The sequence below is a fragment of the Martelella sp. HB161492 genome, from assembly GCF_013184775.1.
Lineage (GTDB): Bacteria > Pseudomonadota > Alphaproteobacteria > Rhizobiales > Rhizobiaceae > Martelella.
Genome location: NZ_JAATVV010000003.1, coordinates 117,739 through 129,820, shown reverse-complemented (window position 1 = coordinate 129,820; position 12,082 = coordinate 117,739). Strand labels below are relative to the sequence as shown.

Annotated in this window: 9 protein-coding genes; 4 read left to right on the top strand and 5 right to left on the bottom strand. The window is 60.4% G+C overall.

The genetic code is table 11. The annotated features are described in order from the left end of the window. Positions 1–96: 96 nt before the first annotated feature. Positions 97–1,353 carry an urea ABC transporter substrate-binding protein gene (gene urtA / locus HCK86_RS06290; protein WP_246739498.1) on the bottom strand — a complete coding sequence of 419 codons (1,257 nt, stop codon included), beginning with the start codon at positions 1,351–1,353 and terminating at the stop codon, positions 97–99. Positions 1,354–1,631: 278 nt separating this feature from the next. Here urtA and HCK86_RS06285 point away from each other — a divergent pair, with 278 nt between their 5' ends. The 3 genes from HCK86_RS06285 (at position 1,632) to HCK86_RS06275 (ending at position 7,189) form a co-directional block, all read left to right on the top strand. Continuing rightward, entirely contained in the window at positions 1,632–2,714 is a 1,083-nt protein-coding gene (locus HCK86_RS06285; protein ID WP_176083620.1) for a potassium channel family protein, read from the top strand. Positions 2,715–2,859: 145 nt separating this feature from the next. Then, a complete protein-coding gene (locus HCK86_RS06280; protein WP_176083619.1) occupies positions 2,860–6,270 on the top strand; it encodes an ATP-binding protein in 3,411 nt (1,136 codons plus the stop codon). Next, positions 6,263–7,189 carry a response regulator transcription factor gene (locus HCK86_RS06275; protein ID WP_176083618.1) on the top strand — a complete coding sequence of 309 codons (927 nt, stop codon included), beginning with the start codon at positions 6,263–6,265 and terminating at the stop codon, positions 7,187–7,189. The genes HCK86_RS06280 and HCK86_RS06275 overlap by 8 nt, the downstream gene beginning before the upstream one ends. 280 nt (positions 7,190–7,469) lie before the next feature. On the opposite strand, the gene cysK is transcribed toward HCK86_RS06275, so the two are convergent. After that, entirely contained in the window at positions 7,470–8,438 is a 969-nt protein-coding gene (cysK, locus tag HCK86_RS06270; protein WP_176083617.1) for a cysteine synthase A, read from the bottom strand. 178 nt (positions 8,439–8,616) lie between these two features. Further along, the gene (locus tag HCK86_RS06265; RefSeq protein ID WP_176083616.1) at positions 8,617–9,534 is read right to left on the bottom strand and encodes a DMT family transporter; all 918 of its coding nucleotides are present in this window, start codon (positions 9,532–9,534) and stop codon (positions 8,617–8,619) included. A 109-nt stretch (positions 9,535–9,643) separates the two neighbouring features. On the opposite strand from HCK86_RS06265, the gene HCK86_RS06260 reads away from it, so the two are divergent. Further along, positions 9,644–10,102: an Lrp/AsnC family transcriptional regulator gene (locus tag HCK86_RS06260; protein ID WP_176083615.1), complete on the top strand. Its 459-nt coding sequence runs from the start codon at positions 9,644–9,646 to the stop codon at positions 10,100–10,102. 6 nt (positions 10,103–10,108) lie between these two features. Here the strand turns inward: HCK86_RS06260 and HCK86_RS06255 are convergent, their stop codons facing one another. Then, positions 10,109–11,380, bottom strand: coding sequence for an MgtC/SapB family protein (locus HCK86_RS06255; RefSeq protein ID WP_176083614.1), 1,272 nt, complete (start codon positions 11,378–11,380; stop codon positions 10,109–10,111). A gap of 104 nt (positions 11,381–11,484) precedes the next feature. Then, on the bottom strand, positions 11,485–12,081 hold the full coding sequence (locus HCK86_RS06250) for a class I SAM-dependent methyltransferase (protein WP_176083613.1): 597 nt from the start codon (positions 12,079–12,081) through the stop codon (positions 11,485–11,487). Position 12,082: the final 1 nt, after the last annotated feature.

The window sequence follows — 12,082 nt, the reverse complement described above, 5'->3', positions numbered from 1 at the left end:
CCCCTCTTCGACGGCCAGCCAAAACGGAAGGCCGTATCCTCGTTTGCCGGGCGCAGGCGAGCTGCGCCCGGCAGTGGTTCCCACCGTTAAGAGGCCTTAATTCGCAGCAGCCATGCCGCCGCACTTGCCGGTCGCGACATTGAAGTTGCCGCAGGACAGCGGAGCGCGCCAATCCGAGATCAGGTTCTTGGAATCGGGCAGATAGTCGGACCAGGCATCGCCGGGAACAAGGCCAGGGGTCTGGTAGACGATATCGAACTGACCATCATCCTGGATTTCACCGATCATGACCGGCTTGGTGATGTGGTGGTTCGGCATCATCGTCGAATAGCCGCCGGACAGGTTCGGAACCGAAACGCCGACCATGGCATCGATCACCTTGTCGGGATCGGTGGTGCCGGCCTTTTCAACGGCCTTAACCCACATGTTGAAGCCGATATAATGGGCTTCCATCGGGTCATTGGTCACGCGCTTATCGTCGCCGGTATATTTGTGCCAGGCATCGATGAAGTCGTAATTGGCGTCGGAATCGACGGACTCGAAGTAGTTCCAGGCGGCCAGATGACCAACCAGCGGCGTGGTATCGAGGCCGGCAAGCTCTTCTTCACCGACCGAGAAGGCAACAACCGGAATATCTTCGGCCTTGATGCCCTGGTTGCCGAGCTCCTTGTAGAAGGGAACATTGGCGTCACCGTTGATGGTGGAAACCACGGCGGTCTTCTTGCCTGCCGAGCCGAAATTCTTGATCGCGGCCACTTCGGTCTGCCAGTCGGAGAAGCCGAAGGGCGTGTAGTTGATCATGATGTCTTCGTCAGCGACGCCGTGGGCCTTGAGATAGGCTTCCAGGATCTTGTTGGTCGTGCGCGGATAGACATAGTCGGTGCCTTCCAGGACCCAGCGCTCAACACCTTCCTCGTTCATCAGGTAGTCGACGGCGGGAATGGCCTGCTGGTTCGGCGCGGCACCGGTGTAGAAGACGTTGCGCGAGCTTTCTTCACCCTCATACTGGACCGGGTAGAAGAGAATGCTGTCGAGTTCTTCGAAAACCGGCAGAACCGACTTGCGCGAAGCAGACGTCCAGCAACCGAACACAACGTCAACCTTGTCCTGCGAGATCAGTTCGCGGGCCTTTTCAGCAAACATCGGCCAGTCGGAAGCCGGGTCGACGACAACGGGCTCAAGCTTCTTGCCCAGCAGGCCGCCCTTTGCATTCTGCTCGTCGATGAGCATCAGCATGGCGTCCTTCAGCGTGGTTTCCGAGATCGCCATCGTACCGGACAGCGAATGGAGGATGCCAACCTTGATCGTGTCTTCCTGGGCATGTGCGGTGCCGGTGAGGACACCGGCTGCCATCGTCGCACCGACGATGGCGCCCTTGAGGCCCTTCGTGAAATTCATCTGATTTCCCCTCTGTTTTTACATTCCGCGCAATAAGCGCAGCAACAAAACCGAAACGCCCGCTCGGCGTTCGTGCCAACTATCGGCGAGACCGCGACCAAGCCCCATACGTCATTTGACGTAGGCCGCATGACAGAGGGTGAAACATCGATGCAGCACAGGGCGTATTGTCTTGCGGCAGCGCCATCATCCGCTATGCTTTCGGCAACACTGAATTGCAGCAAGGGGCATGCATGGGCGTTTTCGGGTCTCCGGGACGGACGCTGGTTTCGACGGTCATATTCATGCTTGCCGTCATTGCCGCAGCCACGGCGGCCTATCACCACGCCGGCTGGAGCTTTCCCGATTCCTTCTACATGGTGCTGCTGACCGTCTATACGGTCGGCTATGGCGAAGTGCACCCGATCGACACCGCCTATCTTCATGCCATAACCGTGATGACCATGATCCTCGGCTGCACCGGGTCGATCGTGCTGACCGGTGCGCTGGTCCAGTTTCTCACCATCAATCAGTTGCAGCAGCTTTTCGGAACGAGACGGATGATCAAGGAAATCGAACATCTCTCCAATCATGTCATCATCGTCGGCTATGGCCGGATCGGCGTGATGCTGGCGCGCGAGCTCAACATGGCTGGCCTGCCCTTTGTCATCATCGAGCGCAATGAACGTCTTGCCGATAATGTCCGCGAGCTGGGCTTTCTCGCCATTGTCGGCGACGCCACCGATGAGACATCACTCACCACTGCCGGCGTTGACCGGGCCCGCGCACTGGCGACGGTGCTTCCCAATGATGCCGCCAATGTCTTCATCACGCTTTCGGCCCGCGCGCTCAATCCGAAGATCGAGATCATCGCCCGCGGCGAGATGGCAACCACCGAGAACAAGCTGATCCAGGCAGGCGCCGACCGGGTGGTGATGCCGACCCATATCGGCGCCGAGCGGATCGCTGAACTCATTCTCTATCCGCGTACCGAGAAGATCCTGCATGCTTCCAGCGAGATGCAGACGCTCGAACGCCAGCTGCGCGGCCTGGGGCTCGAGCTGCAGGTGGTCGTGGCGCCGGAACGCGGCGCTCTGACAGGGCTTACGGTCGCCCAGATCGAAAAACGCACCGAAGGCCAGTTCTTCATCGTCCAGATCCACCGGCAGGACGGAACCGTCTATTCCGAACCGGAACCGGAGCTCAAGATCGTGGCTGGTGACGGCGTGGTCATCGTCGGGCGCGGCATCCAGTCCTGCCGGGCGCTGTTCGAGCCGCTCTCCGGTGCCGCCGGCCATCGCCACGGCACGATCTATCGGGGCCAGCGGCGGTTCTGAAGCAGGAAACGGGACAAAGGGCCGGCCACAGTTCCCAACCTGGGCGCGCTTCTTCAGCCGATGATGCACCGCACTCTTGCCTTTCGCTGAGATCATGTAAACAATCAGGGCTTGTTCGCTTTTCCGCCAGGTGCCCTGACCGTTCATGACAGCCCGCCAACGCATCATTCCGATCCGGCGTGAATATAACCGCTGGGTCGCCAACCAGACACTTGAGGATTACGCGCTGCGCTTCACGGCCAAGAGCGCACGGCGTTTTTCCTCGACCCGGATTTCGCAGACCGCGATCGGGGCGATCTCTTTTCTGGCGCTGGAGGCGGTCGGCGGGGCGATCACGCTGTCGCATGGCACCACCAATGCGTTCTTTGCGGCCGTGGTCGCGGCCCTGGTCATGCTGGTCGTCGGCTGGCCGATCACCCGCTATGCCATCCGCCACGGTGTCGATATCGATCTTCTCACCCGCGGCGCCTCCTTCGGCTATATCGGCTCCACCGTCACCTCGCTGATCTATGCAAGCTTCACCTTCATTCTCTTTGCCATCGAAGCCTCGATCATGTCAGGCGCGCTGGAGCTCGCCTTCGGCATTCCGATCTGGATCAGCTACATCATCTCCGCCGTGCTGGTGATCCCGCTTGTCACCCATGGCGTGCAGATGATCTCGCGCTTTCAGCTCATCACGCAGCCCTTCTGGATCGTGCTCAACATCGCGCCCTTCATCTTCATCGCCTTTATGGATGTCGAGAAATTCCAGATCTGGCGCAGCTTTGCCGGACTGTCGCAGGAGCCGGCCCCGCCGGGCTCTGCCGCTCCGTTCTCGCTTGCCGGTTTTGCCGCTGCCGCCGGCGTCATCTTCGCATTGCTGCCGCAGATCGGCGAACAGGTCGACTTTCTCCGCTTCCTGCCGGCAACCGGACGGCATCGCTTCTATCACCGGCTCGCCGTCTTTCTGGCCGGCCCCGGCTGGGTGCTGGTCGGCGTGCCGAAACTGATGGCCGGATCATTTCTCGCCGTGCTCGCGCTTACGGCCGGAACACCGGCCGATTATGCGGCCGACCCCGCCCACATGTATCTCGCCGCCTTCGGCTACATGATCCCGAACCATTATGCCGCCCTGTTCCTGATGGCCGCTTTTGTTGTCGTCTCGCAGCTGAAGATCAATGTGATGAATGCCTATGCGGGATCGCTCGCCTGGTCGAACTTCTTTTCGCGCCTGACCCACAGCCATCCCGGCCGTGTTGTCTGGCTGATCTTCAATGTCGCGATTGCGCTGCTGCTGATGCAGCTTGGCATTTACCGGCTGCTGGAATCGGCTTTCAGCGTTTTTGCCATTGTCGCCATGGCCTGGCTGTCGACCATCGCCGCCGATCTCTTCATCAACAAGCCGCTTGGGCTTTCGCCGCCGGGGATCGAATTCAAACGCGCCCATCTTTACGACATCAATCCGGTCGGCCTCGGCACCATGACCGCATCAGGTGCGATCGCGCTTCTCGCCCATTTCGGTCTTTTCGGCACGCTTGCCGCCGGTTTTGCGCCCTTTATCGCGCTTGGCGTCGCCCTCGTCATCTCGCCGGCAATGGCCTTTGCCACGGGCGGGCGCTATTATCTCGCACGCAAGCCGCGCAAGGGCTGGCAGTCGAAAAGCGCAATCACCTGCTCGATCTGCGAACATCCCTTCGAGCCGGAGGACATGGCCTGGTGCCCCGCTTATGCCGGACCGATCTGTTCGTTGTGCTGCTCGCTCGACAGCCGTTGCCATGACCTCTGCAAACCGAAAGCCCGGATGAATGCGCAGATCGGCTTTGTTGCGGCCAAGTTTCTGCCAGTGCGGGCCGTGCAGGCGTTATCCAGCCGTCTCGGGCGCTATGCCATCACCGTTGCCATTTCGGTCGCCGTCATCGGTGCGATCCTGGCGATGATCGCCATCCAGATGGTGCGTGCCACACCGGAAACCGCCGATGTCATCTATGGTGCGACGCTGATCGTTTTCTTCGTCTTCGCGCTGATTGCCGGTATTGTCAGCTGGTTCTTCGTGCTCGCCCATGACAGCCGCAAGGTGGCGGAAGAAGAATCCTCGCGCCAGACTACGCTGCTTTTGAAAGAAATCGCCGCGCATGAGAAAACCGACGCGGCACTCCAGGCCGCCAAGGAAACGGCGGAAGCCGCCAACCGCGCCAAGAGCCGTTATGTCGTCGGCCTCAGCCATGAACTCAGAACGCCGCTCAACGCCGTGCTCGGCTATGCCCAGCTTCTCGAGCGCGACCCGGCCATACCCGAAGCCCGCCAGCCGGCCATCAAGTCGATCCGCCGCTCCGCCGACTATCTCTCCGGGCTCATTGACGGCTTGCTCGACATTTCCCGGATCGAGTCCGGCCGTCTGCAGGTCTATGCCAACGAAATCAATCTCACCGATTTCCTTGATCAGATCATCGACATGTTTGCCCCGCAGGCCCGGGCCAAGGGCCTCAGTTTCGAGCATGACAGAGGCAGCGCCCTGCCCCTTTACGTCAGAACCGATGAGAAACGGCTGCGTCAGATCCTGGTCAATCTTCTCTCCAATGCGGTGAAATTCACCGATAGCGGCGTGATCCGCTTTTCTGCCCAATATCGCAATCAGGTCGCCACGTTCATCGTTGCCGATACCGGCGACGGCATTGCCGAATCGGATATCGTCCGCATTTTCGAACCTTTCGAACGGGGCAGTGAAAGCGACACGACCAAGCCTGGCCTCGGGCTCGGACTGACCATCACCCAGCTTCTGGTCAACACCCTGGGTGGCGAGATCATGGTCTCGAGCCAGCCGGGCCAAGGCACGACCTTCACGGTCAGGATGATGCTGGCTTCGCTTGAACGCCCGGAAAATGCCGCCCGCGCCGAACAGGCGATCTCCGGTTATTCCGGTGCCCGACGCACCATCATGGTGGTCGACGACAATGAGGAACATCGCGCCATGATGCGTGATATTCTCGAACCGCTCGGCTTCGGCGTCGTCACGGTCGCGAGCGGTGCAGCCTGTCTTCAGGCGCTGGAAGCAGGCGAGGCCGATCTGTTCCTCATCGATATCCGCATGCCCGGCATGACCGGCTGGCAGCTGGCAACCGGCTTGCGCGAACGCGCCGTGATGCGCCCGATCGTGATGCTGTCAGCCAATATCGGTGACGACGCCGTGCTTGGCCATGGCGATGACAGCCATAATGCAACATTGTCCAAACCTCTGGACCTGAAGCGGCTTTATGACGTGCTTGCCGCGCAGCTGGGGCTCGACTGGATCCGCGGCGATACGCCCTTGCCCAAGACGGCAGAAACGGAACTGGATGTTGCGGTTCCGGACCCGCAGATCCTGAAGGCGCTGATCGAGCTTGGCGAGATCGGTTATGTCCGCGGCATTCGCGACCACCTCGCCGCGCTCGAGACCGCAGACCCGGCGCTGGGAGCTTTCAGCGCCAGGGCCAGAGACTATGTCGATGTCTTCGACCTTGACGGATACCGAAAATTCCTGAAGCAACATCTGGATACAGTGAAAGACGCAAAACAGGGGGTGGAGCGCGATCATGGCTGAGGCCGTAAGAGCCCGTGACATTGTATTGCTCGTGGACGACAGTCCCGAGACGCTTTCCTTCCTGACGGAAGCGCTGGAGGAAAGCGGCTATTCGGTGCTGATCGCCACCTCCGGCGCGAGCGCGCTTTCCATTGTCGAGAAGGTCTCGCCCGACGTCGTGCTGATGGATGCGGTGATGCCGAAGATGGACGGTTTCGAGACCTGCCGGCAGCTGAAAGCCGGGCCTGCCCATGCGATCCCGGTGATTTTCATGACAGGGCTGTCGGAGACGGAGCATATCGTCCACGCGCTGGAATCAGGTGGCGTCGATTATCTGACCAAGCCGATCAATATCGACGAATTGCGCGCCCGCATCCGCGTCCATCTTTCCAATGCCCGCTCAACCCAGAGTGCGCGCATCGCCCTCGACGCGGCGGGCCGCCACCTGATGGCGACCAATGGCGAGGGTCGCCCGCTCTGGCTGACGCCGCAGGCAAGCCGGCTTATCCATGACGCGACCGGCGGCGATCTCGACGTTGTCTGGCTCACATCCGAGGTCGGGGCCATCCTGAAAGCCCGTCGCCACGAGGCTGCGGCAGGTGCCGCCGCACCGCTTCTGCCCGTCGCACGGCATGGCAAGAGACTGTTTCAGCTGGCACTTCTTGAACGGATCAGCCCTGACGAACTCCTGTTCCGTGTCTCAGCGGCCAATCCCGTTGCCGATGACGAGGTGCTCAGGCAGAATTTCCCGCTGACGGTGCGGGAATCCGAAGTGCTGCTGTGGATCGCCAAAGGCAAGGCCAATCGCGATATTGCCGATATCCTCGGCCTTTCAGCCCGCACCGTGAACAAGCATCTGGAACAGATCTATGTAAAGCTCGGCGTCGAAAACCGCGCCTCCGCCGCCGTCAAGGCCGCCTATGTCCTGCATGACCTGTAACGAAAACGGGCCACCCCAGGCGACCCGTCAGACTGTTGCGAAAACGTTCCAATCGCCACTGGCGTCATATCTGTGCCTGGCACAGATATCCAGCTGCTATGCGTCTGCACGGCGAAAGACTGTTATAATCCAATGCCCTTATGCGCCTAGATCCCCGTGACGGGCACGGGGATGACGACGGAGGGGGCCTCACCTCAAACAGGCAATCTGAATGACTGTGTCAGCAATCTGACGGGCCGCCTCGGGCGACCCGTCGATTCCGTCAGCAGCAAGGGCTGCGTCACGCACCCAGACCGTCGAACAACGCCGTCGAAAGATAGCGTTCGGCAAAGGACGGAATGATGATGACGATGTTCTTGCCTTCGTTTTCCGGGCGCTTGCCAAGCTCGATGGCAGCCGTCAGCGCCGCACCGGAGGAAATGCCGACCGGAACGCCCTCGATGCGGGCGACATTGCGAGCATTGTCGAAGGCATCTTCGTTGGAAACCGTAATGATCTCGTCATAGACCTTGGTGTCCAGCACGCCCGGCACGAAACCGGCGCCGATGCCCTGGATCTTGTGCGGCGACGGTGCGCCACCTGACAGAACCGGAGATGCCGTCGGCTCGACAGCGACGACCCGGACCGAGGGTTTCTTCTCTTTCAGCACCTGACCAACACCGGTTATAGTGCCGCCCGTGCCGATGCCGGCAACGAAAATGTCAACCGCGCCGTCGGTATCGTTCCAGATCTCTTCCGCCGTCGTCTTGCGATGGACCGCCGGATTGGCCGGGTTTTCAAACTGCTGCGGAATGATCGCATCCGGCAGGTCGGCTACCAGTTCCTCGGCCTTAGCAATCGCGCCCTTCATGCCCTTGGCAGGCTCGGTCAGAACCAGTTCAGCACCAAGCAGGGCGACCATCTTGCGCCGCTCGATCGACATCGATTCCGGCATGGTCAGGATCAGCCGGTAGCCCTTGGCGGCAGCGGCAAAGGCAAGCGCAATGCCGGTATTGCCCGACGTCGGCTCAACCAGAACCGTCTTGCCAGGGACAATCTTGCCTTCAGCTTCAAGGGCCTCGATCATGGCAAGGCCAATACGGTCCTTGACCGATGCAATCGGGTTGAAGAATTCGAGCTTGGCCAGAAGATTGGCCTTCACGCCCTTCTCTTTGGCCAGCTTGTCGAGCCGGACCAGCGGCGTATCGCCAATCGTTTCAAGGATTGAGGAATAGATTTTCCCGCGACCGGGCTTGCCGTTCTGTTCCATGGATGATGCTCCCTAGTGAACCTGCATCTTAGTTAGGATCGGCAGGCCGACAATTCGAGGCATGAAACAGACGGGCGGGTAAAGTCATTGGAATTCTGTACTCATTTACAGCACCAATGCGCAAAACCATTTCATAAATTAGTCCAGAGCACTGATGCCGGGCTGAAATTGACGATTGTCATTCCGTTTCGGCCATATGATCGCTGCGCCAGTGACGGCGGATGCGCGGGAGCTGCCAGCCAAATGTCGTGGCAGCGGCACTGACGAAAATCAGGGCAGCGCCAAGCATCTGCACGCCGTTGAAGACATGGCCGAAAACCAGGCCATCCGCGGTGATCGCCACCACCGGATAGATGAAGGACAATGCGCCACTGATGACGGTCGGCAGCTTCTGAAACCCGGCATAGAGCAGCACATAGACGATACCGGTATGGACAATACCGAGAGCGGCAACCGACCACCAGGACAAGGCCGATTGCGGCCAGACAGCAAAGCTGACGAAGGGGAGCAGAAGCAGCGCCGACAGCCCCATATGCACCAGCGCGATGAGATGTGGCGCCACCCCCTTCAGAGACTTGGTGAAGATGGCCGAAAGGGCATAGAAGAAGGCGGAGATGAAGGCAAAAGCGACACCGGTAAGATAGGTCTGCGAGACCGGTGCCCCTGTGAAAGGACCGCCGGTAATCGCCACCACGCCGGCAAAACCGGCCGTAAGCCAGATGATGCGGCTTGCCGTCAGCCGCTCACCGAGAAACAGTGCGCCGAGAATGACCATCATGAAGGGCTGGGTGTTGTAAACCGTCGCCGTCACCGAAATCGGCGCCCGGGCATAAGCGGCGAAGAGAAACAGCCAGTTTCCAAGAATGGCAAGTCCGCCTAGTACCATGAAAACGATCCGCCGCCGGTCAAGGCCGGCCATGGTGAGATAACCCCGTTGCGCGCAGACGCCCAGCAGGACCGTGCCACCCAGAATGCAGCGCCAGAAGACGATACTGACAACGGGCAGATGTGCAAATACGACGAAAAGGCCAACGGTTCCGGCGGTCGCCATGGCCACGAACATCTCTATGGCACCGGTTCGTTCTGACGGGCTCATATATATTCTCCATGAAACATGAACCCTCAGATTATTTGACTATTATCGCATTTTATATAATATTTCTAAGGCTAGAAGCCGACTTAACATTTCATATTTAGGAAAATGCATGAATGTCCCTAATCAGATATCGGCGCTCGACGATACCGACCGCACATTGCTGGCAGCCCTAGCCGGCAATGCGCGGCTGTCGCTGAAGGAGCTCGCGGCGCTTGCCGGCCTTTCCTCGCCCAGCGCTGCCGACCGGATACGCCGACTGGAAGAGCGTGGCATCGTCAGTGGTTATGCCGCAGAGATCGATCTCAGGGCCGTCGGTTATCCGATGGAAGCCTTTGTACGGGTGAAGCCGCTTCCCGGAATGCTGCATATCGTCCAGAGCCTGATCGAAGCCATGCCGCTGGTGATCGAATGCGACAAGGTGACGGGCGACGACTGCTTCTTCATCAGGCTCGTGTTCCGCTCGATGCAGGAACTGGACGACATGCTCGATCCGCTGATCGAAAAGGCGGCAACCAGCACCTCGATCATCAAGTCCAGTCCGGTCAGACGGCGGCTTCCGCCGCTGTGATTGCACTCAGAACAAAATCTTGAGCGCAACGGCAATGCCGATGCCGCCGGCCACGATCACCGCAATCGTCAGCACGCCGAGCAGGCGGCCATAGGTCGACGTGCCGCTTGAAATGGCAAGCACCATCTTGGTGACGAGATTGGAGGTCACCGCCAGCAGGATCGCCAGCGAAGCCGTTTCGATCGGAACAGAATTGCCGGCCAGATGCGCGGTTGAAAGCGTGATCGCATCCAGATCGGGAATGCCCGAAACGAGCGCGATGATGATGATGCTCGACGGACCAAGAAACTGCACCAGAAGCTTGGAGATGAAACCGATGGCGCCAAGCAGGGCACCAAAGCGCAGCACCGTGCCCAGCTCGAACGGGTTTTTGAGCTCGAGCTCATGCCCGCCGCCGCCCGCCGCCGCCTTTCGGGCGTTGAGCACGAGCCCGGCACCGACGAAGATGACGAGCCCGGGCGCAAGGCCTGCCGCAAGCGGCAGCGCCAGAACAGGGGCAACAGCGACCGAAATAATGAAGCAGCGCACCAGCGACAGCCCGCCGGCAAGCGCCGCAGCGCCCGCCAGCTGGCGCGACAGACCGGTCTCACTCACGGAAATCCGGGCGAAGGAAAGCGTCGTCGCCGTTGACGAGACGACGCCTCCTGCGGCACCGGCAAAGAGAATCCCGCGATCCGGCCCGCCGACCCGCATTGCCACGTAGCCCGCATAGGACAGCGCCGCAATCATCACCGTCATCAGCCAGACGGTGAAGGGATTGAAGGCGCCCCAGGGGTCCACCGGGTGATCAGGCAGAAGCGGAAGTGCAACGAAGGTCATGGCGAGCAGGACCAGCGCCGAGCGCAATTCGGTCCAGGTCAGGGCGCGCAGAAAGCCATGCAGGCTGTGCCGCGCCGCCAGGAAGCCCGTGGTGACCACCGCCCCGGCTGCGGCGATGCGCATATCGCCGGTCACCGACACCACACCAAGCGCAAAGACGATCAGCGCCGCCACAACCCCGGTGACGCTGAAATCATTGCGGGGCGTGGCGGCCCGATAGGAAAAGACGACGAAGGCCAGAACAAAGCCCGCCAGCAGCATGGCCGGCAGAACCGGACCGGCAATGCCCTGAAGATAGCCGGCAACACCGCCGAGAAATCCGGATAATGCGAAGGTGCGGATGCCCGCTGCCCGCCCACCAGCCGGCAGCTCACGCTCCTGCCAGCCGCGTTCCATGCCGACCAGAGCACCAATCGCCAGTGCCAATCCGAGCCGCTCGAATATCTCGACCATATCCATGACCGCACCTCCCGCAGACAGGTCACACTACTACAAAGACAAGGGGGACGGAATCATGCCCGGACGCATGATCCGGCCAGCACGGCGCGAGAGACTGAACCGTTTCAGACAGACGGACGTGTCGCAAAAATCTGCAGCCAGTCGACCTTTTCACCGCCATAACCGCCGCCGCCCCGCGCTTCGACGCGGATGTCACAAAAACCCGCCGTCTGGTATTGCCTCAGAAGATCGGCGCTTTCGGGATAGTTGTAATAGCGCCCATAGGCATCGACCCCTTCGGGCTTGCCTGTCTTGAAGCTGGCATAGAACAGCCCGCCCGGACGAAGAGCGGTGAAGATGCGCCGCAGCACATCCGGCAACAGGGCACGCTGAACATGAAGCAGACAGGCATTGGCCCATATGCCATCGTAGCAACTGGCATCCTCCAGCCTGTCGAAGGGCAGCAGCCGCACCGGCCGGCCGAGCCGTGCCTCGGCCTCCTTCACCATGCCAGGCGAACCATCGCTTGGGGTGACATCAAACCCCGCATCCAGCATGAATGCACTGTCGAAGCCGGCGCCGCAGCCAAGCTCAAGGATCCGGCCGCCCGGTGTCAGGGCTTCCAGAAATTCGCGCAGCCGTTCCGCGTTTGAAACGCGAGAGGCCCCCGCATAGACGGAGGCCTCGTTGTTGTAGAAATCGAAGGTGCGGTCTTCGCTCACC

What these genes read in the sequence shown, in the direction of transcription:
- HCK86_RS06285 (WP_176083620.1), top strand. Translation starts at nt 1,632, where the DNA reads ATGGGCGTTTTCGGGTCTCCGGGACGGACGCTGGTTTCGACGGTCATA.
- HCK86_RS06265 (WP_176083616.1), bottom strand. Translation starts at nt 9,534, where the DNA reads ATGAGCCCGTCAGAACGAACCGGTGCCATAGAGATGTTCGTGGCCATG.
- HCK86_RS06275 (WP_176083618.1), top strand. Translation starts at nt 6,263, where the DNA reads ATGGCTGAGGCCGTAAGAGCCCGTGACATTGTATTGCTCGTGGACGAC.
- cysK (WP_176083617.1), bottom strand. Translation starts at nt 8,438, where the DNA reads ATGGAACAGAACGGCAAGCCCGGTCGCGGGAAAATCTATTCCTCAATC.
- HCK86_RS06260 (WP_176083615.1), top strand. Translation starts at nt 9,644, where the DNA reads ATGAATGTCCCTAATCAGATATCGGCGCTCGACGATACCGACCGCACA.
- urtA (WP_246739498.1), bottom strand. Translation starts at nt 1,353, where the DNA reads ATGGCAGCCGGTGTCCTCACCGGCACCGCACATGCCCAGGAAGACACG.
- HCK86_RS06255 (WP_176083614.1), bottom strand. Translation starts at nt 11,380, where the DNA reads ATGGATATGGTCGAGATATTCGAGCGGCTCGGATTGGCACTGGCGATT.
- HCK86_RS06280 (WP_176083619.1), top strand. Translation starts at nt 2,860, where the DNA reads ATGACAGCCCGCCAACGCATCATTCCGATCCGGCGTGAATATAACCGC.